Source organism: Methylobacter sp. BBA5.1 (assembly GCF_000746145.1).
Classification (GTDB): domain Bacteria; phylum Pseudomonadota; class Gammaproteobacteria; order Methylococcales; family Methylomonadaceae; genus Methylobacter; species Methylobacter marinus.
Genome location: NZ_JQKS01000024.1, coordinates 66,484 through 88,201, shown reverse-complemented (window position 1 = coordinate 88,201; position 21,718 = coordinate 66,484). Strand labels below are relative to the sequence as shown.

24 protein-coding genes are annotated in these 21,718 nt (G+C 47.1%); 23 read left to right on the top strand and 1 reads right to left on the bottom strand.

Annotation, left to right across the window (positions count from 1 at the left end; all coding sequences use genetic code 11):
* Positions 1 to 340: 340 nt before the first annotated feature.
* From rtcA to EK22_RS15415, 11 genes are all read left to right on the top strand, one after another.
* Complete coding sequence (gene rtcA / locus EK22_RS15470) at positions 341 to 1,360, top strand: RNA 3'-terminal phosphate cyclase (protein WP_036252456.1); 1,020 nt, start codon at positions 341 to 343, stop codon at positions 1,358 to 1,360.
* Positions 1,357 to 2,121, top strand: coding sequence for a DUF2272 domain-containing protein (locus EK22_RS15465; RefSeq protein ID WP_235209424.1), 765 nt, complete (start codon positions 1,357 to 1,359; stop codon positions 2,119 to 2,121). Before rtcA ends, EK22_RS15465 begins: the two co-directional genes overlap by 4 nt.
* A gap of 18 nt (positions 2,122 to 2,139) precedes the next feature.
* Positions 2,140 to 3,792, top strand: a complete 1,653-nt coding sequence (locus EK22_RS15460; protein ID WP_051961924.1) for a tetratricopeptide repeat protein — start codon at positions 2,140 to 2,142, stop codon at positions 3,790 to 3,792.
* Between the two features lie 199 nt (positions 3,793 to 3,991).
* Positions 3,992 to 5,188 (top strand): hypothetical protein, encoded by a 1,197-nt coding sequence (locus EK22_RS15455; RefSeq protein WP_036252437.1) that lies wholly within the window; start codon positions 3,992 to 3,994, stop codon positions 5,186 to 5,188.
* Between the two features lie 261 nt (positions 5,189 to 5,449).
* The gene (gene dusA / locus EK22_RS15445) at positions 5,450 to 6,439 is read left to right on the top strand and encodes a tRNA dihydrouridine(20/20a) synthase DusA (protein ID WP_027147507.1); all 990 of its coding nucleotides are present in this window, start codon (positions 5,450 to 5,452) and stop codon (positions 6,437 to 6,439) included.
* The gene (folE, locus tag EK22_RS15440) at positions 6,429 to 7,013 is read left to right on the top strand and encodes a GTP cyclohydrolase I FolE (protein WP_255360593.1); all 585 of its coding nucleotides are present in this window, start codon (positions 6,429 to 6,431) and stop codon (positions 7,011 to 7,013) included. Before dusA ends, folE begins: the two co-directional genes overlap by 11 nt.
* Positions 7,014 to 7,022: 9 nt before the next feature.
* Positions 7,023 to 8,006, top strand: coding sequence for a ferrochelatase (hemH, locus tag EK22_RS15435; RefSeq protein ID WP_036252427.1), 984 nt, complete (start codon positions 7,023 to 7,025; stop codon positions 8,004 to 8,006).
* Positions 8,007 to 8,017: 11 nt separating this feature from the next.
* Positions 8,018 to 8,215, top strand: coding sequence for a hypothetical protein (locus EK22_RS24335; RefSeq protein WP_036252425.1), 198 nt, complete (start codon positions 8,018 to 8,020; stop codon positions 8,213 to 8,215).
* Positions 8,212 to 9,810 (top strand): MutS-related protein, encoded by a 1,599-nt coding sequence (locus EK22_RS15425; protein WP_036252423.1) that lies wholly within the window; start codon positions 8,212 to 8,214, stop codon positions 9,808 to 9,810. Before EK22_RS24335 ends, EK22_RS15425 begins: the two co-directional genes overlap by 4 nt.
* Before the next feature lie 168 nt (positions 9,811 to 9,978).
* On the top strand, positions 9,979 to 10,551 hold the full coding sequence (locus EK22_RS15420; protein ID WP_020161034.1) for a transglycosylase SLT domain-containing protein: 573 nt from the start codon (positions 9,979 to 9,981) through the stop codon (positions 10,549 to 10,551).
* Between the two features lie 7 nt (positions 10,552 to 10,558).
* Positions 10,559 to 11,422: an HDOD domain-containing protein gene (locus EK22_RS15415; protein WP_036252419.1), complete on the top strand. Its 864-nt coding sequence runs from the start codon at positions 10,559 to 10,561 to the stop codon at positions 11,420 to 11,422.
* Here the strand turns inward: EK22_RS15415 and EK22_RS15410 are convergent.
* Complete coding sequence (locus EK22_RS15410) at positions 11,419 to 12,003, bottom strand: Maf family protein (protein WP_036252417.1); 585 nt, start codon at positions 12,001 to 12,003, stop codon at positions 11,419 to 11,421. The genes EK22_RS15415 and EK22_RS15410 overlap by 4 nt on opposite strands.
* Before the next feature lie 57 nt (positions 12,004 to 12,060).
* Between EK22_RS15410 and EK22_RS15405 the strand changes: the two genes are divergently transcribed.
* The 12 genes from EK22_RS15405 (at position 12,061) to EK22_RS15355 (ending at position 21,717) form a co-directional block, all read left to right on the top strand.
* Positions 12,061 to 12,588 carry a YceD family protein gene (locus EK22_RS15405; RefSeq protein ID WP_036252415.1) on the top strand — a complete coding sequence of 176 codons (528 nt, stop codon included), beginning with the start codon at positions 12,061 to 12,063 and terminating at the stop codon, positions 12,586 to 12,588.
* Positions 12,588 to 12,770 (top strand): 50S ribosomal protein L32, encoded by a 183-nt coding sequence (rpmF, locus tag EK22_RS23745; RefSeq protein WP_081679042.1) that lies wholly within the window; start codon positions 12,588 to 12,590, stop codon positions 12,768 to 12,770. Before EK22_RS15405 ends, rpmF begins: the two co-directional genes overlap by 1 nt.
* Before the next feature lie 85 nt (positions 12,771 to 12,855).
* The gene (plsX, locus tag EK22_RS15400) at positions 12,856 to 13,884 is read left to right on the top strand and encodes a phosphate acyltransferase PlsX (RefSeq protein WP_081917919.1); all 1,029 of its coding nucleotides are present in this window, start codon (positions 12,856 to 12,858) and stop codon (positions 13,882 to 13,884) included.
* Positions 13,881 to 14,849, top strand: coding sequence for a beta-ketoacyl-ACP synthase III (locus EK22_RS15395; RefSeq protein ID WP_020161039.1), 969 nt, complete (start codon positions 13,881 to 13,883; stop codon positions 14,847 to 14,849). Before plsX ends, EK22_RS15395 begins: the two co-directional genes overlap by 4 nt.
* Positions 14,850 to 14,864: 15 nt before the next feature.
* Positions 14,865 to 15,815: an ACP S-malonyltransferase gene (gene fabD, locus EK22_RS15390; protein ID WP_020161040.1), complete on the top strand. Its 951-nt coding sequence runs from the start codon at positions 14,865 to 14,867 to the stop codon at positions 15,813 to 15,815.
* Positions 15,808 to 16,536, top strand: a complete 729-nt coding sequence (fabG, locus tag EK22_RS15385) for a 3-oxoacyl-ACP reductase FabG (RefSeq protein WP_036252413.1) — start codon at positions 15,808 to 15,810, stop codon at positions 16,534 to 16,536. The genes fabD and fabG overlap by 8 nt, the downstream gene beginning before the upstream one ends.
* 145 nt (positions 16,537 to 16,681) lie before the next feature.
* Positions 16,682 to 16,915 (top strand): acyl carrier protein, encoded by a 234-nt coding sequence (gene acpP / locus EK22_RS15380; protein ID WP_020161042.1) that lies wholly within the window; start codon positions 16,682 to 16,684, stop codon positions 16,913 to 16,915.
* A 90-nt stretch (positions 16,916 to 17,005) separates the two neighbouring features.
* On the top strand, positions 17,006 to 18,250 hold the full coding sequence (gene fabF, locus EK22_RS15375) for a beta-ketoacyl-ACP synthase II (protein ID WP_036252411.1): 1,245 nt from the start codon (positions 17,006 to 17,008) through the stop codon (positions 18,248 to 18,250).
* Positions 18,251 to 18,282: 32 nt separating this feature from the next.
* Positions 18,283 to 19,116: an aminodeoxychorismate lyase gene (gene pabC / locus EK22_RS15370; protein WP_036252409.1), complete on the top strand. Its 834-nt coding sequence runs from the start codon at positions 18,283 to 18,285 to the stop codon at positions 19,114 to 19,116.
* Positions 19,113 to 20,111, top strand: coding sequence for an endolytic transglycosylase MltG (gene mltG, locus EK22_RS15365; RefSeq protein ID WP_036252407.1), 999 nt, complete (start codon positions 19,113 to 19,115; stop codon positions 20,109 to 20,111). The genes pabC and mltG overlap by 4 nt, the downstream gene beginning before the upstream one ends.
* A complete protein-coding gene (tmk, locus tag EK22_RS15360; RefSeq protein WP_036252405.1) occupies positions 20,108 to 20,731 on the top strand; it encodes a dTMP kinase in 624 nt (207 codons plus the stop codon). Before mltG ends, tmk begins: the two co-directional genes overlap by 4 nt.
* Positions 20,728 to 21,717, top strand: a complete 990-nt coding sequence (locus tag EK22_RS15355; RefSeq protein WP_036252403.1) for a DNA polymerase III subunit delta' — start codon at positions 20,728 to 20,730, stop codon at positions 21,715 to 21,717. The genes tmk and EK22_RS15355 overlap by 4 nt, the downstream gene beginning before the upstream one ends.
* Position 21,718 lies beyond the last annotated feature (1 nt).

The window sequence follows — 21,718 nt, the reverse complement described above, 5'->3', positions numbered from 1 at the left end:
AACAGTGCCGTAATTCAATAAGGCCGGTCTTCGGCAGACGCCGATAAATCTTTGCATTACCTGTTCTCATGGGGTTGGCCCGCGAACCACGGGCCATGCGCGTAAGCAGGCGGCTACTGTTCGATTTATATATTATTGTATTTATATCATAGACAAATAGGCGCCTATCCAATTATAAGACCTGAGCCATTCCGGGAGAAGCAGCGTCATGAAAAATATTCATATAAAACATATTATATCATAGACATATATACACGAGTTTGTCGCCTATTCCTTCCAAGGCCAGAGGCTTATAATGCTCGGTATGTAGTCATAAAAATACCGCTGCGAGGGTATGAATATGATCGAGATAGATGGCGCACAAGGCGAGGGTGGCGGACAGGTGTTGAGAACGTCGCTGTCCTTGTCCGCGAGTCTCGGGAAACCGATGCTTATCAAGAATATCAGACAAGGCAGAAAAAAACCGGGACTGATGCGGCAGCATTTAGCTTGCATCAACGCCATGGCTGAGGTCTGCGATGCGCGGGTTAAGGGTGCGGTCATTGGTTCCCGAATCATTGAGTTTATCCCGGGCGCAATAAAAGCCGGCGACTATCACTTTGTCATTGAAAGCGCCGGCAGCAGTACGCTGGTATTTCAGACGGTGCTGCCGGCCTTGCTGTTAACCGGCAAACCATCGCGGTTGATTCTTGAAGGCGGCACGCATAATCCGATGGCCCCCAGTTTTGATTTTATCCGGTATTGTTTTTTACCGGTTTTAAGGCAAATGGGAGCTGAATTCGATGTCGGGGTCGAGCGCTATGGTTTCTATCCGGCAGGTGGGGGAAGGTGGACAATAACCATCATGCCGGCGGCAAATTACCGCAAGATAGAACTGGACAGCCAGACGCAGCTGCTCGGTAAACGGGCAAAATGCATAGCGTCCCGCATACCCAGTCATGTGTTGGTTCGGGAAAAGCGACAATTATTGAAAAGGCTGAACTGGCCCGATGAAAGCATTACCCTGGAAACAGTTGAATCTCCAGGCCCAGGCAATATCATTTCCCTGCAAATGAATTATCAAAACGTTACAGAAATCTTTGAAAGTATTGGAACCCGCGGCATCAGTGCCGAACAGGTGGCCGATAGAGTCGTGGATGAACTGCACCGCTATCAGGCCATAGGCGCGCCGGTCGGCCGCTATCTTGCCGACCAGCTTCTGCTGCCGTTGAGCCAGGGAGCCGGCGGTTCGTTTGTGACTGGCCCGTTATCCGAGCATAGTCTGACCAATGTTGACGTCATACGGCAATTTCTTGACCTCGATATTGAGTTGATGGAAATAGAACCAGGCAGGCACTGGCGTGTAGTGGTGAACGTGTGAGAGGATATCGGCATGGTTTAAGTTTATGGCTGATTTTAATGCAGGTCGGTTGCACGCTGGTTACCGCCGGGCAACCGCCGCGAATTACGCCAAACGCAAGCATCAAGCCTGGTTTCGCCATCCCTTCCATACGTGAGCGCATGATTTATCTGGCGCATCAGGAATGGACGATATTTGGCCAGCCGGTTGCGGATTATACCAGTCAACCACCGGTGCTGGTCTTTCCGTCAGAAACGACGTTCAGCCATGAAACCCGGCCGCCGTTTTTATCACGTGTGATGTTGTACTGGTACACGGTTTCGTCATTGCCGATAGTGGGTTATGAGGGCGAACTGCGTCCCTGGTCGGGCGCTTTTATAATCTGGCTGGCGCGCAGCGCCGGCGTGCCGGAAAAAGATCTGCCTTCCACGCTACTGCATTGGGACTATATCGAACACGCCTTGTCAGCCGATTATAATGCCCGCTTCATCGCGCGCGACGCGCGTCAGTATTCGCCCAAGCCGGGAGATTTGCTTTGCGCGCCTCGCGAGGCGCGTTTCATTCAGCAGGTGAGTGCATTCGCACGGCTGAGACGAGGTCCTTATCACTGTGATCTCGTGGTGAACAGGCGCTCGGATAAACTAGACCTTATTGGCGGCAACGTGCTCGATGCGGTTTCCCTGAGCCAGGCCGCGCTGGATAACGAAGGTCACGTCATACCGACTATCGAGCGGCCCTGGCAGGTGGTCATCGAGCAGCGGGATATTGAATCCAAACCTTAAACTTATGAGGCATTAACTATGAAAACTCGACTCTTGTCACGTCCGCAACGAATTATCATTCCCCTGCTGATGTGCTTTTCGGTCAACGTGGCCGCCGGCAAGGCGACTGTGCGTTTGTTCGACGATCTGGGCACTCATCATTATCCTGTCTCGACCTTAAGCCCGCTGGCGCAGCGCTATTTTGACCAGGGGCTAATTTTGAGTTTCGGTTTCAATCACGCTGAAGCGGCGCGTTCCTTCCGCCAGGCGTACAGTCTCGATCCGGACTGCGCGATGTGCTATTGGGGCGAGGCGCTGGTGCTGGGTCCGAATATCAATGCACCCATGGACCCGGCTGTAGTGCCCCAGGCATATCAATCAGCTCAAAAAGCGCTGGAACTGTCTCAATCGAAACCGGAAAAAGAGCAGGCCCTGATCCGGGCATTATTCAAACGTTATGCACGGGAAATCTATCAGGACCGTACGGCGCTCGATCGATACTATGCTGCGGCGATGCGCGATGTAGCAAATCAGTTTCCCGATGACGCGGTCATCGCCTCCTTGTTCGCCGAGTCGCTGATGGATATGCATCCATGGGATTTTTGGACCAAGCAGGGCGACGCCAGACCATGGACGGCGGAAATCGTCTCGACGCTGGAACGGGCACTTGAGATAGATGCCAACAATCCCTTGGCAAATCATCTGTATATCCATGCCTTGGAAGCTTCGCCTTATGTCCAAAAGGCGGTCGCCAGCGCCGAGCGATTGCCGTCTTTAGTGCCCGGTTCGGGACATTTGGTGCATATGCCGGCGCATATCTATATTCGGGTGGGGCGTTATCGCGATGCGATAAGAGCTAACCAACAGGCGGTCAAAATTGACCGTGGTTACCTGAGTCATGCGCATGCCGAAAGTATTTATACGCTTGCTTATGTACCGCACAACCATCATTTCCTGTGGGCCGCCGCGATCAAAACCGGCCAAAAGGCTTTATCCTCAAATGCCGCCGCCGATACGGCATCTCAAGTCGATGCCGACATGATGCGAGAACCCGGATTCAGCGGCACATTACAGCATTTTTATATGATTCCGCTCTACACTAAGGCCTTGTTTGGCGAATGGGAGGCTATTTTGAATGAACCGGCGCCGGAAGCGGATCTGGTTTACGCCTGTGGCGTCTGGCATTACGCCCGCGGACTGGCAATGCTCAGGCAGGGAAGGGTAGATGAAGCTGTGCGCGAACTCAACAGTCTTGAAAAACTCATCGCGGATCCGGCGGCGGTTGAACTCACGGTTTTTGACTTGAATTCCGTGGCGCGGATTTTACAAATTGGGGCGGAAATATTACATGGCGAATTAGCGGCTCAGAATAAGAATTATGATGAGGCGGTTGCTCATCTCCAGAAGGCGGTAGAGATTGAGGACGCACTTAATTACACCGAACCCAAGGACTGGTATCTGCCGCCACGGCAAGTACTCGGTGCGGTACTGCTGGCGGCGGGCAGGGCAGGGGAAGCTGAACTGGCCTACCGGCAGGACCTGGTTGATCACCCGCAAAACGGCTGGTCGCTGTTTGGACTTGCTCGAAGCCTGCGAGAACAGGACAGGACTAAAGAGGCCGATGAGGTTCAGCAACAATTTGAGCAAGTCTGGGCGGACGCCGATGTCAAACTGGCAAGCTCGCGTTTTTGATATTATATTTTATTAAAGAAATATTATATCATAGACATATTTGTTTTTAATGACCCACCAGTCATATCTTCTGAGTCATCCACCAAGCGGACAAAGCTGAGGGCTTTTTGATCAAAAATTGTTTGTCGGTGGTTCCACCGCTCAGCGAGACCAGTTTTTACCGAAACGTTCAGACGTCTGTTTGTATCGAGATAAACCCATGAGTGAATATCAATATCACGAATTCAGAGCGGTCGATCGGCCGCTCACGCCACAACAACAAGCGGAACTGCGTAGCCGTTCCTCCCGCGCGACCATTACGGCGACCAACTTCATCAACGAATACCATTGGGGCGATCTCAAAGGCGATCCTCTCGATTGGATACAACGTTATTTCGACGCACACGTTTATTCGGCCAATTGGGGAACGTGCAGTTTGTTATTGCGTTTACCCATTTCGGCATTGGATAAGGCTACGCTGGACCCATTCACTCTGCCATCGCGAAGCGGTGCGCAATCCGGCTTTATCGATGCTTTTGGTGTAACGCCGACGACCGATCATTGGATAGTCTATTGGGGTTTTAATGACGATTCGCGTGAGTTAGAACGTTTTTGGAGTCATGAAGACGGCCCGGGGTGGATGGATAGTTTATTGCTGTTGCGGGACGAGTTATTGCGGGGCGATACTCGGCCGCTCTACTTAGGCTGGCTGGCGCGAGTGTGTAATGGAGAATTGGGTGATGACGATATCGAGCCGCCCATGCCGACAGGCTTGGGAACCTTAACCCCTGCACAATCCGACTTGACGGAATTTCTGCAAATCGATTCCGACTGGCTCGCCGCCGCCAGCGCCAGTCCTGCGTTACCCGATCATGAGACTATTGATCCGGATCTTGATGCATGGATTGCGTTGCAAACCCTGGAAAGCATGCAGGCAACGACACGTTTGTTGTTGGAAGGACGCAGTCAAGAAGCGGAGCGGGCACTGCGGCAGCGTTATCTGGCCTGGCAGCGGGAACATTCATCCAAACCAAAATCTTCTCCGCTTCCGCGTCGCACCGTTGCCGAAATCGATGCCGCTCGAGCAATAGCCAGGGTCCGGCGCCTTGATCTCGAACGGCAGAGGCGCGAGGCCGAGGAAGCCAAGCGTCGTGCCGAGCGCAAACAACAGCTGGAACGCCTTGGGGCTACTTCGGATATGGCTTGGGCGGCTATCGACCAAACGTTGCAACGCGGCTCAGGCCATGCTTATGATCAGGCCTTGCAAGCAGTGAAGGATTTGGCCGAGGCCATGGACCAAGCCGGGCGCAAAGCCGAATTTCAAACTAGCCTAATCAAATTACTCAGCGCACATGGCAAACGTGGCGCGTGGATGACGCGACTGGCCAAGGCAGGAATCCAGGCAGGAGAAATTTGATGGCGCACAAATACAATCCCATTCGAAAAATGGCTACCTTGCGTGTCACGCGATGTGAGTCATTAAATATTTCAGTCTAAAACAGGAGGACTTCAATAGCTTATGAATTTCGACCAAGAAATTTGTATGATAATAACTAATAGATCCCATTTTTTGGGCAATTTTGATTCTGAAATAGCCATAAATATTCTGGAAATAGACAAGAATATTCAAGATTTTTTTAAAACGAAGTAATCTTGCAAAATCGATTAAAATCAATAAATGCATTTAAAAAATTATAAGCCACATAGGTTTTGCGTGGCTCCGATGTTGGATTGGACTGACAGGCATTGTCGGTATTTTCACCGCCTGATTTCCCGGCATGCCTTGTTGTATACCGAAATGGTCACAACCGGGGCGTTATTGCATGGGGACCCCAGCCGGTTTTTACAATTCAATAACGCCGAACATCCCGTGGCGTTTCAATTAGGCGGCAGCGACCCAAAAGATCTTGCTGTCTGCGCAAAGATGATTGAAGACTGGGGTTACGATGAGGTCAATCTAAACGTCGGTTGTCCCAGCGACCGGGTTCAGAATGGGCGCTTCGGCGCCTGTTTGATGGCCGAACCGGAACTGGTGGGCGAGTGTGTGGCAACCATGCTTCAGGCGGTTTCGATTCCTGTAACGGTTAAATCGAGAATAGGTATTGATGAGCGCGATTCATATGAAGAGTTACTTGATTTTGTAATGACCGTGGCCAATGCCGGCTGCAATACCTTTATTGTTCATGCCAGAAAAGCCTGGTTAAGCGGATTGTCGCCCAAACAAAACCGGGAAGTACCGCCGTTACGCTACGATCATGTCTATCAATTAAAAAATGATCTGCCGGGGCTGGAGATTATATTAAATGGCGGTATCACCACGCTGGATCAGGCAGAAGAGGTGCTTAAACATGTTGACGGCGTCATGGTAGGGCGGGAAGCCTATCATAACCCGTACCTTTTAGCCGAGGTCGACAGGCGATTTTTTGATGAGGTGTGCAGGCCCAGATCGCGGCAAGAAGTTTTAAACTTGCTGATTCCCTATATCCAGCGGCAGCTTAAAAATGGTGTCCGGTTAAATAGCATATCACGGCACATTCTGGGGCTGTTTCATGGCGCACCGGGCGCCCGAGGCTGGCGCCGGCATATCAGTGAAAATGTTGGTAAACCCGGCGCGGACGAAAATGTCATTGTGGATGCATTAAAATCACTAATCAATGATGTATACTAGCCTGCTATTTTTTGTAATTGAGACTGAAACTATGGAAGAGCATTTTTCCAAAATTATCGAAGCAGTCGGTGAAGATCTAAACCGCGAAGGCCTGATCGATACCCCTAAACGCGCAGCCAAGGCTTTTAAATTTCTGAACAATGGCTACGATAAAACGCTGGAGGAAGTGCTAAACGGCGCTATTTTTACAGCGGACACCGAAGACATGGTTATCGTTAAGGATATTGAATTGTATTCTTTGTGTGAGCACCATTTACTGCCGTTTATCGGCAAATGTCATGTCGGTTACTTACCAAAAGGCAAAGTGCTTGGTTTGTCAAAGATAGCCCGTGTCGTCGATATGTATGCGCGACGTCTGCAAATTCAAGAAAAACTGACCAAGCAAATCGCCGATGCGATCGAACTTGCGACCGGCGCCAGAGGTGTTGCCGTGGTTATTGAGGCCAAACATCTATGCATGATGATGCGGGGCATCGAAAAACAGAATTCAATCATGACAACTTCGGTAATGACGGGGGTGTTCCGTAAGGAAATCAGTACGCGGTCTGAGTTTTTAAATCTGATTAACCGATAGGTTCTTCGCATGCCGCATCAAAGCGTCGCCACCAGGAAAACGGGCGTGCTATTGGTGAATTTAGGTTCGCCGGCCGCCCCGACTACATCAGACGTCCGGCGCTTTCTTAAGGAGTTTCTCGGCGATCCTCGCGTGGTTAATCTACCGCGCCCGTTATGGTGGATAATACTCCGTTTTTTTATCTTGCCTTTTCGTCCACGTAGATCGGCGGCGGCTTACCGTAAAATATGGGATAAAAAGGGCTCGCCACTGGTTTATCTGACCCGCCAATTGACTGAACAGGTCGCCGGGCGGTTAAACGCCGAGGGCATTGTAACGGACTATGCCATGCGCTATGGCGAGCCTTCCATCGCAAAGCAATTAAATTCCCTAAAAAAACAAGGTATTGACAATTTAATTGTTCTGCCTTTGTATCCCCAATACTCTTCGACAACGACGGCATCCGTTTACGATGATTTGATTCGGGAATTGAATCGGTGGCGATATTTGCCCAGTTTTCAATTTATCAGCGATTATTATCAGGATAAGCATTATATTACGGCGGTTGCCGAATCGATTGAGCGAACCTGGCGTGAACAAGGAAAAAACGATTTATTATTAATGTCCTTTCATGGTTTGCCTGAGCAGTTGACGAAATGGGGAGATCCTTATTTTCATCAGTGCCATAAAACCGCTGCCTTGATTGCCGAAAGACTGGGTCTCAACAAAGACCAGTGGCAAGTCGTTTTTCAGTCCCGCTTTGGCAAAGCACAATGGCTAAAACCTTATTGCGCGGAGACATTGCAAAGTCTTCCGAAACAAGGCATCAAAAAAGTTGATATGGTTTGTCCGGGATTTGCCGTGGATTGCCTGGAAACGCTGGAAGAGATCGCCATGGAAAACAAGCACTTGTTTATGGCCGCCGGCGGCGAAGTCTATCGCTATATACCGGCGCTTAATGATTCAACATCTCATGTTAATGCTATAGTTAAGCTATTCGAGCAAAGACTTTGAGAATTATAAATATGAGAGGATACGATCGAAACTGTGCAATATGCCGTCTGATGCGCAGCCTCGCTTATACAGGCATCGGTATGGGGATAGGCGGGGGAGCCGCTTATCTGATTGGTGCTTCAAAAGAAAATGTCATGCTATCCGGCATTGTTGTGGCCGCGATTATAGTTTTTGGTGTCCTTGATAAAAATAAAGAGCTAAAACGATGAAAGAAACCCTATTAGAAAGTTGGCGCGATAATGTCTGGCCTGAGGTTCAGTCCACCAAACCGCTGAAAACCGGTGAAGGCGTGATCGATGAAAGCGCCTTCAATACAATTGAAGTCAATGAAGTGTTTGATGCGGTCAATCATGCTTCAACGATGATCGGGCAAGCGGTCCTGTTCCGGTCCTTAACGCAACCGCTGGGTGTCTTGGAGGAAATCAAGGCCAAACAGGAAGCTGTCGAGGAACTGCGCAATAATTCGGCATTAAAAGAAAATCTCGAACATATTGTCCAAAACGCGGCGGCAAACGAGAAAAACTTTTATCTGCTATTATTCGGCGAATTCCTCGGTTCTTTCGGTACCGCCAGGGAAGAGCATGAAATCGAGGGTTATGGCTATTTACAGTATAAAAGAGGCATTCGTTTTATGCTTGAGCTGGTTGACCAGATTCAAATCAGCGAAGCGCCGAAAAGCGCTTATTTAAAGAATGTTTTTGACAAAATCAAAGCGTTTGCAGAATCCCGGGCCTATTCATTGATGGAAGGTCCTGCCTATATCACTGAAAACGGCATCAAATCAAAACAGGAAAGAGAAGGTTCATTATCACCAGCGATTATCTTTAAGCCCCGTATCTTCAAGCCGCTTTTGCTGACGCTGGTTTTCGGCATCATCTGGGTGTTGGCAAGTTTATTTCCAACAGACATGTTCAAAGTTTCAGTGGAAGCCATCCCTACCGCATCCATTTTCTTCATTCCTTTGTTATTAGTTTACTTTCCGGTTGTCGGCGGTTTTGACAGGGACAGTTGCATTATCCCGTTGAGAAACGAGTTCAAAAGCTCGCCGGCGGTCGGTGAGACGCTGGATGCGTTGGGCGAACTGGATGAATTGTTGTCGTTTATAAAATTTGCCGATGCTTTTGGCGGCGACATGGTTTTGCCGGAGTTGATTGAGGCCGATCATCATCGCATCAACCTGGCCGATGCCAGAAATCCGGTTTTGGGTAAGGAAAATCCTGATTATGTCGGTAACAATTTTATCCTGGATGACGACAAGCTGGTCCTGGTGACCGGTCCTAATAGCGGAGGCAAAACAGCATTCTGTAAGACCGTCACTCAAATTCAACTGCTGGCGCAAATAGGTTGTTATGTACCTGCCAGCTCGGCCACGCTTACCGTAGCCGACAGGATTTATTATCAGGTGCCGGAAATCAGTCATTTGGATGATGGGGAAGGCCGTTTCGGCACGGAACTGAAAAGAACCAAGGATATCTTTTTAACCACGACGGCTAAAAGCCTGGTAGTACTCGATGAATTATCCGAAGGGACAACTTTTGAAGAAAAAATGGAATCTTCTTCCAATGTGTTGAATGGATTTTATCGAAAAGGCAATAGCACTATATTGATCACCCACAATCATCAGTTGGTCGATAATTTTGTTGCCCAGGGTATAGGTGTGCCGCGCCAGGTTGAATTCGCCAATGAGGCTCCGACTTATAAGCTAATTCCCGGAATTTCCCGGGTGAGTCATGCTGATCGTGTCGCCAAAAAAATAGGGTTTTCAAAAGAAGACATAGACAATTATCTGTCCGATTCCAAATAAAAAACGGCACTGCTTCTGGCAGTGAAACCAAGTCTTTACTATCCTTATAAAGACGGCAAATTAATACCAAATTTCTCGCAATAGCCCCACTGTTATGGGGGACTGGTATTTTTTGGCAAAAAAAGGCTGCCCATGCGGCTTTATATCTGACTAGGGAAAATAACAAAAATGATAAGAGTCACTGTTGTTTTATTGTTTACCTTGCTTATATCCAATCAAGTGTTGGCCGATGTCTATAAATATATCGATCCCGAAGGGCATGTCTATTATACGGATGACCCTAAAAACAAGCTTTATAAGCGCATTATTCGAACAAGACCCAAGAGTTATTCAAAAGCATTGCCCTATGTAAGCGTGAACAAGAAAAAATATGCGGATATGATTGCCCAGGCGGCGGCTAAACATCAGGTCGACGAAAAGCTACTGCATGCCGTTATTCAAGCGGAATCCGCTTATGACGCCGCCGCCGTCTCATCGGCCGGTGCGGTTGGGCTAATGCAGTTAATGCCCGCCACCGCAAGACGCTATGGCGTAACTGACCGGCGTGATCCTGACCAGAATATTAATGGCGGAACCCGATACTTGAAGGATTTGCTGAAGATGTTTAATTCGAATTTGGATCTTGCCGTTGCCGCCTATAATGCCGGAGAAAATGCTGTAATAAAGTATCACAATTCAATTCCACCCTATCCGGAAACACGTAACTACGTGAAACAGGTTCTAGCGCTTTATAACAAATAAGTTTTCCATGACCGAAAATACAGCGAAGTACCTGGTGCAAGAGGGGCAGGAATTATTTTCTTTGCCGGACATCTATTATCAGCTTCGCGAGATGACCGGAAATCCTCGTTTTTCCATCAATGATATCGCCTTGGTGATAACCAAGGATCCGGCATTGAGCGCGCGATTACTGAAAATCGTCAACAGTGCTTTTTATGGCTGTCAGGCAAGAATTGATACGATTTCCAGGGCTATAACCGTCATCGGCAACGAGAATCTGCGCAGTTTGATTCTGGTGACATCGATAGTTAATACGTTCAATAGAATCCCGCATGACCTGGTGGATATGACGGCTTTTTGGCTGCGTAGCGTCAATTGTGCGGTGATAGCTCGCCTATTGGCTAAAAAATGTGCCGTGTTGCATTGCGAGCGGTTATTGTTAGCCGGATTGTTGCATGATATAGGTTCGCTGGTTTTATATACCCAAATACCTGACAAGTCGCTTCAGGTATTATTGGCGGCTGATCACAATCGCGGCCTTGTAGCCGGCCTGGAGCGGGACATAATAGGATTCACTCATGCCCAGGTTGGCGGGGAGTTAATTGAATCGTGGGGGCTGCCAGATTCATTATCGGAAGCAATACGATACTACTTAACACCAGAAAAAGCGCTGGTGCACAAGTTGGATGCGCATTTGCTGTATCTGGCAACTCGTTTGGCCGATGGTAAGGGACAACAGAGAGCCGTGCCGGAAATACTGGCCGAAATTTCCGATGAAACCTTGTCCATTGTCAGGCTGAGTGAATCGCAAATCGCTGAACTAATGAACCAGGCTGACAACGAGTTTGAACAGATATTTGAGTCGCTAGGCTCCGGCAAGCGCTTCCATTAAAGTACGTGCACATCAAATTTCTCCAATAACGAAATTAATTTTATCAACGGCAAGCCGATCAGGGCATTTGGGTCTTCACCCTGTATTTTTTCAAACAACGCAATACCCAAGCCTTCGGATTTAAAGCTGCCGGCGCAATCGTAAGGTTTTTCAAGATCGACATAATGTTCGATTTGTTGATACGTTAATGTCTTAAAGAAAACTGAGCAGATATCCAAATCGAACATGCAAAGCATGGTTTTACTGTTTACAATACAGATGCTGGTAAAAAAAGTAACTGTATTGCCCGATGCTATTTGAAGTTGCTCGATTGCCTTTGCCCGGTTGCCCGGTTTGTGTAATTGCTTGCCATTAAGCATCGCGACTTGATCCGAGCCGATAATAAGATGGGCAGGGTACTGTTGGCATAACGCCCACGCTTTGGCTTTCCCCAGGCGCAAAGCAAGATCTTGCGGTGATTCACGAGGCTGCTGCGTTTCATCTATTTCGGGACTGATCGCCGCAAAATCCAAATGAAGCTTTTTTAATGCAACTTGTCTATAGGAAGAACCCGAAGCCAGAATTAAGTTGTTGATTTTCATATTGGCAATTGTTGTAAGTTTGACGCAGTTATTGATTCCAGATATCATTGTATAGTTATGTTAGATCGATTGCCCGAATATATAGACCCTTTACAACTCGCGGACAAGCGCGCTGAACTTAAGGGCGAAATACCTTTAAGCAGTCTGGATCGTTTGGCGGATACACTGCTGAATGATACCGGGACTGTTGCTGTTGATCTTTTTTTTGGCCGAGAAGGACGACTGGCTAAAATTGAGGGACACATAGAGGCGATTTTGGAACTTGAATGTCAAAGCTGTTTGCAGGCTGTGAAGTGGCCTGTCAGTGCTGAAATCAAACTAGGTATTGTTACCTCAATAGATCAAGCAGATAGATTGCCCGAAGTTTATGAACCGTTACTGATTGATGAAGAAAAAATCCTTCTTAAGGATATTGTTGAAGACGAGTTATTGCTTGCGTTACCAACATTTCCAAAGCATCAGCATGACTGTTCTGTGCCGGACGCGGATTTTAACAAGGAAGCCTCATCATCCGAGGAAGTGCAATCACCCCCCGAAAATCCTTTTTCCATCTTAGCCAAACTTAAAAAAACTGGAGATTTATAATGGCAGTACAAAAAAGTAAAGTATCACGTTCAAGACGTGGTCAACGTCGTTCACATGATGCTTTAACCAGCAGAGCGCTCTCTCAAGACCCAATGACAGGTGAAACTCATTTGCGTCACCATGTTACTCCAGACGGTTTTTTCAAAGGTCGCCAAATTGTAACGACTGGCGACGAAGATTAATTAATCTTTCTCCCTTTTAGAATGATGATATGCCGAACCCGGCCGGGTTCGGCTTTTTTTAATACCTCCGGAGTCATTCGTAAGCGTGAGTTTAACAATTTCGATTGATGCGATGGGCGGGGACCATGGTCCCGAAGTAACCATTCCAGCATCATTGGATTGTTTGAAAAGCAATCCAGACTTAAAGCTGATTTTAGTGGGTGACGAAACCATTCTTAAACAGTATTTAGCGCAAAGCCTGCATAAATATAAAGACAGGCTGACTATCCAGCACGCATCGGAGTGCGTCGGTATGGATGAGTCACCGTCTAAAGCACTGAAAAATAAGAAAGATTCGTCAATGCGAGTAGCTATCAATCTGGTTCGTGACGGCCAGGCTGATGCCTGCGTTAGCGCCGGTAATACCGGAGCATTAATGGCTACGGCAAGGTTCGTTCTGAAAATGATTCCAGGCGTTGACCGCCCCGCCATTATTTCTACATTACCTTCGATCTATGGACATACCCATGCGCTTGATCTCGGAGGTAATGTCGATTGCAGTGCCGAGCATCTTTTTCAGTTCGCGGTCATGGGCGCCGAATTGGTTAAAGCTGTAGAGAACATCGAGAACCCGAAAGTAGGCCTGTTAAATATTGGCGAGGAAGATGTTAAAGGCAATGAACAGGTTAAAGCAGCGGCAAAGCTGTTGGATAACTCATTGTTAAACTATATCGGTTATGTAGAAGGCGATTCCTTAAATGCTGGCAATATTAAAGTTGATCTGATCGTTGCCGACGGTTTTGTCGGTAATGTTGCGCTGAAGTCAATTGAAGGTGCGGCTAAAATGATCGGGACTGCACTTAAAGAAGCCTTCGGTAAAAATATTTTAACCAAGCTGGCTGGATTGCTTGTTTATCCGGTGCTGAAGTCATTTAAAAAACGCATAGATCCTCGTCTCTATAACGGTGCCAGCTTCCTAGGATTACGTGGTTTGGTCATCAAAAGTCATGGCGGAGCCGATGTGCTGGCTTTTAAAACAGCCATTCATCTTGCCGAAGTAGAAATCAAAAAAGATGTTATCAGAAAAATAAGCGAGCAAGTTGAACAGACATTGGCCCGGAGAGAAAGCGCATGATCCGTTATTCAAAAGTAATCGGTACCGGCGGATATCTGCCGGAAGAGATTCGCACGAACGATCACATATCTCAAACTGTCGATACATCCGACAGCTGGATTTATGAGCGAACCGGCATTAAGAGCCGCCGAATCGCAGGGGTGAACGAGACCGCTTCAAGTATGGCGGAAATCGCGGCAAGACAAGCTATCGATGCGGCACAAATTGATCCTGAAGAAATTGACTTGATCATTGTGGCGACGGGAACGCCGGATCGTGTATATCCTAGCACCGGGTGTCTGTTGCAACAGCGTCTGGGAATCAAAAAATGCGTTGCTTTCGATATACAGGCAGCTTGTTCAGGCTCAATTTTTGCTTTGAGTATTGCCGATCAATATATTAAGTCAGGCGCGGCAAGAAAAGTGCTTGTTGTCGGCTCTGAAATCTGTTCGCGCGTTGTCGACTGGGCGGATAGAAGTACTTGTATTTTATTCGGTGACGGAGCAGGGGCCTTATTGCTAAGCTCCTCATCTGAAGCCGGTATTTTATCAACACATATCCATTCCGACGGCGAATACGAGGACTTACTTTATTGCCCAAATCCGCAGGCGGCCACGGAATTAAACAAAGACGAGTCCGGTTTCGTCAAGATGCGCGGCAATGAAGTGTTTAAAGTCGCAGTGAACACGTTGGGCCGTATCGTCGATGAGACATTGGCGGCTAATAATATGAAAAAGTCCGATGTCCATTGGCTGGTGCCTCATCAAGCCAATATACGTATTATCGCGGCAACAGCTAAGAAATTAAAAATGTCCATGGATCATGTTGTCCTGACACTTGAAAATCAAGGCAACACATCCTCGGCTTCCGTGCTTCTTGCTTTTAATGAAGCGATCCGCGACGGGCGCATTCAGCGCGGACAAGTGGTTCTGCTTGAAGCATTTGGAGCTGGATTCACATGGGGTTCCGCCTTAATTAAATATTAAAAGACAAACGCATTAATGAATAAACATAACTATAATTTGGCTTTTGTTTTTCCAGGGCAAGGTTCTCAATCCGTTGGCATGGTTTCAGCATTGGCGGAGAGCTATCCTGTAGTAAAACATACCTTCGAGCAGGCGTCCGATGCACTGGGTACAGATCTATGGGCTATTGTAGCCAATGGCCCTGAGGAAACACTTAACAAGACATATAATACACAGCCGGCCATGCTGGCCGCCTGTTTTGCTATCTGGGAAGCTTGGTGTAAGCAAAGCGATATCCGTCCGGCTTGGGTGGCAGGTCATAGTCTTGGCGAATATACCGCTCTGGTTTGCTCGGGTGCCGTATCTTTTGAAGACGCTATCAGACTGGTGGCCGCAAGAGGGCGATTGATGCAGGAAGCCGTGCCCGCCGGTGTAGGCGCCATGGCGGCAATTTTAGGGCTTGAAGATCATCAGGTCGTTAAAGTATGTGCCGACACGGCAGAAAATGAAGTTGTTTCCGCGGTTAATTTTAATGCGCCCGGACAGGTAGTCATTGCCGGGCATGCTGCGGCGGTTGAAAGAGCCATGACCGCAGCGAAAGAAGCTGGCGCTAAACGGGCATTACTACTGCCGGTTAGTGTGCCTTCGCATTGTGCATTAATGCAATCGGCAGCCGACAAGCTGGATGAACAATTGCAGAATACAACTATCAATGCACCGAAAATGACATTGATCCATAATGTAGACGTTACTGCCCATAGCGCGCCGGAAGTCATTCGAAGCGTATTAAAAGAACAGCTTTATAAGCCTGTGCGCTGGGTTGACACGATTAAGTTTATGCATGACCAAGGCGTTAAGCGATTCGTTGAGTGTGGCCCCGGCAAGGTGTTGATCGGCTTAAATAAACGTATCGTCAAAGATGCCGAGCATATGGCTATATATGATCCGGAAACGTTAAATAATGTATTGGAGCAGTTAAATGACTAAGCAAGTAGCTTTAGTAACAGGCGCCAGTCGGGGTATCGGCAGGGCAATTGCCGAAAGATTGGCCGAGGATGGTTTCTTTGTTCTCGGCACGGCGACTTCGGATAACGGGGCTGATTCAATTTCCGCCTATCTCGGTGAAAACGGCAAGGGTTTAAAACTTGATGTAGCCAACCCTGAATCGATTGCCGAAGTCGTAAAAGCCGTGAGTGATGAGTATGGTGCTCCCACCGTATTGGTCAACAATGCCGGCATTACGCGCGACAACCTGTTAATGCGCATGAAGGATGATGAGTGGGATGAAATCATCAATACGAATTTAACCTCAGTATTTCGCATGAGTAAAGCCGTGTTGCGAGGCATGATGAAAGCCAAAACAGGGCGCATCATTAATATATCTTCCGTGGTCGGAGCTACCGGCAATGCTGGTCAGGCAAATTACGCCGCGGCAAAGGCCGGCATGATCGGTTTTGCCAAGTCCATGGCCAAGGAAGTGGGATCGCGCAATATTACTATAAACACAGTAGCCCCCGGGTTTATCGATACTGATATGACCAAGGAATTGGGTGATGACATTAAAAACTCTTTATTAGCATCTATTCCTCTGGCCCGTCTCGGCGAAGCCAGGGAGATTGCTCACGCCGTTTCATTTCTGGCTTCGGAAGGTGCAGCTTATATCACCGGCGAAACCATTCATGTGAACGGTGGCATGTTTATGCCTTAATATTGTGACATTTTTGCAATATAAAGTATAATCCCCCCGCCGTCTGGAATTGCCGGAGACGGGATTTCTAGTAAAATTAATAACAATACTATTGTAAGTTTCGAACCAATCATTGATGAACTTACATTGTTTGAGGACAATAATTATGAGTAACATTGAAGAACGAGTAAAAAAAATTGTAGCAGAGCAATTGGGCGTTAAAGAAGATATCGCTACTGATGCTTCATTTGTAGACGATCTTGGTGCCGATTCTCTGGATACAGTTGAACTCGTTATGGCTCTTGAAGAAGAATTCGAATGTGAAATTCCAGACGATGAAGCTGAAAAAATTACCACGGTTCAGCAAGCTATCGATTACGTAGAAAAAAACGCGCAATAGTCTGTCTTTAGTGGATGAACTCTCTTGTTCATCCACTAACTAGTTTTAAAGTCTTTATTCCCTCCTATACATTTCTTACGGTACATTACATTGAGCAAACGTCGAGTCGTAATAACTGGATTAGGCGCTGTCACGCCTTTAGCTAACACTGTCGCGGAAACCTGGGACGGGATTATCAACGGTAGAAGCGGCATCACTCCAATTGATTCTTTTGACATATCTCCTTTCGCAACGACATTCGGTGGGGCCATCAGAAATTTCGACATTACTCAATATATTCCCGACAAAGATGCCAAACGTATGGATGCTTTCATTCATTATGGTATCGCTGCCGGTTGTCAGGCGATTGAAGATTCAGGTATTGAAGTTACCGAGGCAAATGCCGATCGTATCGGTGTGGCAATCGGGGCTGGCATTGGAGGTATTACCGGTATTGAAGAATGTTATGCCACTTATGAGAAAGGTGGTCCGCGCCGTATTTCGCCATTCTTTGTGCCAGGTAATATCATCAACATGATTTCGGGAAATCTTTCAATCAAATACGGATTGAAAGGCCCTAACTTTGCTATCGTAACCGCCTGTACAACAGGCACGCATAATATTGGCGATGCATCGCGCTTGATTAAATACGGCGACGCCGATGTTATGATTGCCGGCGGCGCGGAGCGCTGCACCACCTCTCCGACAGCCATGGGCGGCTTTGCTTCTGCAAAAGCTTTATCGCGCCGTAACGACGATCCTCAAGCCGCCAGTCGCCCTTGGGATAAAGATCGTGACGGTTTCGTATTAAGTGATGGTTCCGGTGTGGTTGTGCTTGAAGAACTGGAGCACGCATTAGCGCGCGGGGCAAAAATTTATGCCGAAGTAGTCGGTTATGGCATGAGTGGCGACGCTTATCATATCACTACTCCTTCCGCCGGCGGCGAGGGGGCTGCCCGTTGCATGCGTAATGCCTTGCGTGATGCCGGTTTGAACCCTGAGCAGGTTGATTATATCAATGCTCACGGCACCTCAACTCCTGCCGGGGATGTCGGCGAAACCCAGGCAATGAAAGCGGCCTTGGGCGGCCATGCTTATAAAGTCGCTGTCAGCTCAACCAAATCGATGATAGGGCACCTGCTGGGCGCAGCTGGTGGTATTGAGGCTGTGCTTACCGCATTGAGTGTCAAAAACCAGATTGCCCCGCCAACCATTAACCTGGAAAATCAGGATCCCGAATGCGATCTTGATTATGTTCCCAACACGGCCAGGGATATGAAAATCGATATCGCCATCTCTAATTCATTCGGTTTTGGCGGCACTAATGGATCAATAGTGTTTAAGCGCTACGCGTAAACGCATTATCAAATGCGACATGCTTCTTGCTGATGATTTTGATAAATGGCGAATGCAAGCGGCAAATTGAAATATCTGATCGTGGCTTTCAGTATGGCGACGGATTATTCGAGACAATAGAGGTCAAAAACGGCAAGCCAGTATTTTTTGATCGGCATTTAACGCGTTTAAACACTGGTTGCAATCGACTGCATATTCCTGTACCGGATCCTGAACTGCTTACTGCTGAAGTTTTCAGTCTTTGTAAGGATTCGGATCAGGCTGTACTCAAACTAATAGTAACGCGTGGATCAGGCGGGCGAGGCTATCGTCAGCCTGATCCAATCCTGCCTACCCGGGTATTGAGCCTCCATCCTTATCCTGATTACCCTTTTGCACACAAAGCGCAGGGCATTGCGGCCCGATTCTGCGACACTCGTTTAGGGTTGAACCCACTACTGGCAGGCATAAAACATATGAATCGACTCGAACAGATACTGGCACGAGCCGAATGGAATGATACCGCTATTCAGGAAGGAATTATGCTGGATATCAATGATCATATTATTGAAGGGACGATGACTAATCTTTTTTATGTGAAAGATAGTTCAGTCCATACCTCGCTACTGACTCATGCGGGTATTTCTGGGATTATGCGCGGCATAATCATGGAAATATTGTTACACAACGAGATTCCAATAAGTGAGCGGTTGTTTAATAAAGATGAATTTTTATCGGCTGATGAAATCTTTGTCAGTAATTCAATCATTGGTATATGGCCAGTCAACCAAATTGATAACAGCTATTTTCCGGTAGGTCCCATAACCAGGCAATTACAATCTTGTCTGGAAAAATTTAAAAGCGAAGCGGAGGCATCCAGGCCGTGAGCCATAAAATTATCGGATTTATGTTGTTAGCTTTCAGTTTTGCGGGAGGATGGGCATGGATGGATTATCAGCGCGCCGTGGAAAATCCTGTTGTGTTAGAAAAACAGGTTTATATTGATATCGAAAAAGGCGATTCGCTTGACCGAATAACAGACAAACTGATCGACCAGGACTTGGCGATAAAACCCTTGTGGTTCAAAGTCCTTGCTTACACAAGCAAATCGGCAAAAAAAATTAAAGCCGGAGAATACGAACTATCGCCTGGTTTAAATGCGCCGGAAATATTGGCGCTGTTCGTACAGGGAAAAACCAGGCAATATGCCATTACCTTTCCGGAAGGGTGGCGTTTTAAGGATGTATTGCAGGCAATCGAGAAAAATCCTTATCTTGAGCACACGTTAAACAGTACTGATTCTGAGGCTTTAATGCGGCAACTGGGAGCAGACGTAATACATCCTGAAGGCCTGTTTTTTCCCGATACCTATTTTTTTGAAAAAAACATGACCGATGTTTCTTTGCTAAAAAGAGCTTACGACAGGATGCAGCAGGTATTGCAACAGGAATGGCTCAATAAAGCCGAAAACCTCCCTTTAAAAAGTCCTTACGAAGCGCTGATTCTCGCTTCCATTGTTGAAAAAGAAACTGCGGTAGTTGAAGAGAGGCCGCTAATTGCCGGCGTATTTATCCGCCGATTGGAAAAGGGCATGCTGTTGCAAACAGATCCTACGGTAATTTACGGTATGGGTGATCATTACAATGGAGATATCACCTGGGACGATTTAAAAACAAGCACGCCTTACAATACTTATGTTATTGAAGGATTGCCACCTACCCCTATAGCGATGCCCGGAAGAGATGCTATTTACGCGGCATTACATCCCAATAGCGGAAACAGTCTGTATTTTGTGTCTCGAGGTGACGGCACACATATGTTTTCCTCAACCTTAAAAGATCATAACCGTGCAGTTGATATTTTTCAAAGGAAGAAAAAATGACCAGAGGGAAATTTATTACTTTAGAGGGCGGGGAAGGGGTAGGAAAAAGCACTAACCTGAACTTTATAAAAGGTTATTTACAGGACCATGGCATCGCTGTCATAACTACCCGCGAACCGGGCGGTACTCAACTGGCAGAGAAGATACGTCTGTTACTGTTGGATGCGGGCGACGAAAACATTTCGGAGTCAACGGAGCTCTTATTAATGTTTGCGGCAAGGTCTCAACATATCGGGCAGGTGATTGAGCCTGCGCTGGCACAAGGAAAATGGGTGGTTTGCGATCGCTTCACCGATGCCACTTATGCATATCAAGGTGGCGGGCGAAACATGGAAATCAGCACCATCAAGTGGCTGGAAAATCTTGTCCAGGACTCACTGAGCCCCGACTTGACATTGTTGCTCGATGCCCCTGTCGAGATAGGCATTGAAAGAGTGCGAGAGAGGGGAAAACTGGATCGTTTTGAATCGGAAAAAATCGATTTTTTTGAACGGGTCAGGCAGGCTTATCTGAGACGAGCCGAACTATATCCGGACAGAATCAAACTCATTAAAGCGAATCGGCCATTAAACGATGTGCAAAGTGCACTGGTTGATGTGCTTCGGCAACTAATAACATGAACTCAAATTCACTATTACCCTGGCTGCAACCGGACTGGGAACAGCTGTATAGTTACATTGCCCAGAAACGTGTTCCTCAGGCTTTGCTTATTACCGGTAATAAAGGCCTGGGAAAGCAACAATTGGCTAATCAATTCGCGCTTTCATTGCTGTGCGCAAACCCTCAGCCTAATGGTCTACACTGTGGTTATTGTGATAGTTGTAAGCTAATCAACGCCGAAACGCATCCTGATTATATCAACATTCAGCCCGAGGAAGCCGGCAAAAGCATCACAATTGCCCAAATTCGCAATTTAATTACACAGCTCACCTTAAAGCCTCAGTTTGAGGCTTATCGTGTCGTTATTGTCAATCCTGCCGAGCAGATGAATCATGCCGCGGCCAATGCCTTTTTAAAATGTCTGGAAGAACCGACAGAGCGCACTATTATTATATTAATTACCGATAAACCGGCAAAATTACTGGCAACTATAGTAAGCCGATGTCAAAAGATGGCTATAAATATTCCTGCCAAGGATATTACGCTCACCTGGTTGCAACGACATGTGCAGGAAGATACGGAACTGTTGTGCGGTCTGGCCAGAGGAGCGCCATTATTGGCCCAACAATATGCAGAAGAAGGTCATATAACTATACGTAATGAATGCTTCAAAACATGGTGGGGTATAGCAAAACAGCAGTGCAACCCTGTCATTGTTGCTGAAGATTGGCATAAACTGCCAGAAGCTCCATTGTTATTTTGGGTTACCTCCTGGATTATCGATATAATCAAGTGTTTTTATCTGGCAAATATTGAAAATCTGTACAATCCGGATTTGGAGAAACCCTTGAAAGAACTGTCACAACGATTAGAATTAACAAGAGTTTATAAATTGTACGATCTATTATTGGAGACTCGACGACGATTGGATTCTCCAGTCAATAAGCAATTGATGTTTGAAGAAATCTTAATAAAATGGTCTGAAATCAACTTGTTGAGCAAATAAT

Coding starts and splice junctions, on each gene's coding strand:
- rtcA (WP_036252456.1), top strand. CDS start 341: ATGATCGAGATAGATGGCGCACAAGGCGAGGGTGGCGGACAGGTGTTG.
- EK22_RS15460 (WP_051961924.1), top strand. CDS start 2,140: ATGAAAACTCGACTCTTGTCACGTCCGCAACGAATTATCATTCCCCTG.
- EK22_RS15455 (WP_036252437.1), top strand. CDS start 3,992: ATGAGTGAATATCAATATCACGAATTCAGAGCGGTCGATCGGCCGCTC.
- dusA (WP_027147507.1), top strand. CDS start 5,450: ATGCATTTAAAAAATTATAAGCCACATAGGTTTTGCGTGGCTCCGATG.
- folE (WP_255360593.1), top strand. CDS start 6,429: ATGTATACTAGCCTGCTATTTTTTGTAATTGAGACTGAAACTATGGAA.
- hemH (WP_036252427.1), top strand. CDS start 7,023: ATGCCGCATCAAAGCGTCGCCACCAGGAAAACGGGCGTGCTATTGGTG.
- EK22_RS24335 (WP_036252425.1), top strand. CDS start 8,018: ATGAGAGGATACGATCGAAACTGTGCAATATGCCGTCTGATGCGCAGC.
- EK22_RS15425 (WP_036252423.1), top strand. CDS start 8,212: ATGAAAGAAACCCTATTAGAAAGTTGGCGCGATAATGTCTGGCCTGAG.
- EK22_RS15420 (WP_020161034.1), top strand. CDS start 9,979: ATGATAAGAGTCACTGTTGTTTTATTGTTTACCTTGCTTATATCCAAT.
- EK22_RS15415 (WP_036252419.1), top strand. CDS start 10,559: ATGACCGAAAATACAGCGAAGTACCTGGTGCAAGAGGGGCAGGAATTA.
- EK22_RS15410 (WP_036252417.1), bottom strand. CDS start 12,003: ATGAAAATCAACAACTTAATTCTGGCTTCGGGTTCTTCCTATAGACAA.
- EK22_RS15405 (WP_036252415.1), top strand. CDS start 12,061: ATGTTAGATCGATTGCCCGAATATATAGACCCTTTACAACTCGCGGAC.
- rpmF (WP_081679042.1), top strand. CDS start 12,588: ATGGCAGTACAAAAAAGTAAAGTATCACGTTCAAGACGTGGTCAACGT.
- EK22_RS15395 (WP_020161039.1), top strand. CDS start 13,881: ATGATCCGTTATTCAAAAGTAATCGGTACCGGCGGATATCTGCCGGAA.
- fabD (WP_020161040.1), top strand. CDS start 14,865: ATGAATAAACATAACTATAATTTGGCTTTTGTTTTTCCAGGGCAAGGT.
- fabG (WP_036252413.1), top strand. CDS start 15,808: ATGACTAAGCAAGTAGCTTTAGTAACAGGCGCCAGTCGGGGTATCGGC.
- acpP (WP_020161042.1), top strand. CDS start 16,682: ATGAGTAACATTGAAGAACGAGTAAAAAAAATTGTAGCAGAGCAATTG.
- pabC (WP_036252409.1), top strand. CDS start 18,283: ATGATTTTGATAAATGGCGAATGCAAGCGGCAAATTGAAATATCTGAT.
- tmk (WP_036252405.1), top strand. CDS start 20,108: ATGACCAGAGGGAAATTTATTACTTTAGAGGGCGGGGAAGGGGTAGGA.
- EK22_RS15355 (WP_036252403.1), top strand. CDS start 20,728: ATGAACTCAAATTCACTATTACCCTGGCTGCAACCGGACTGGGAACAG.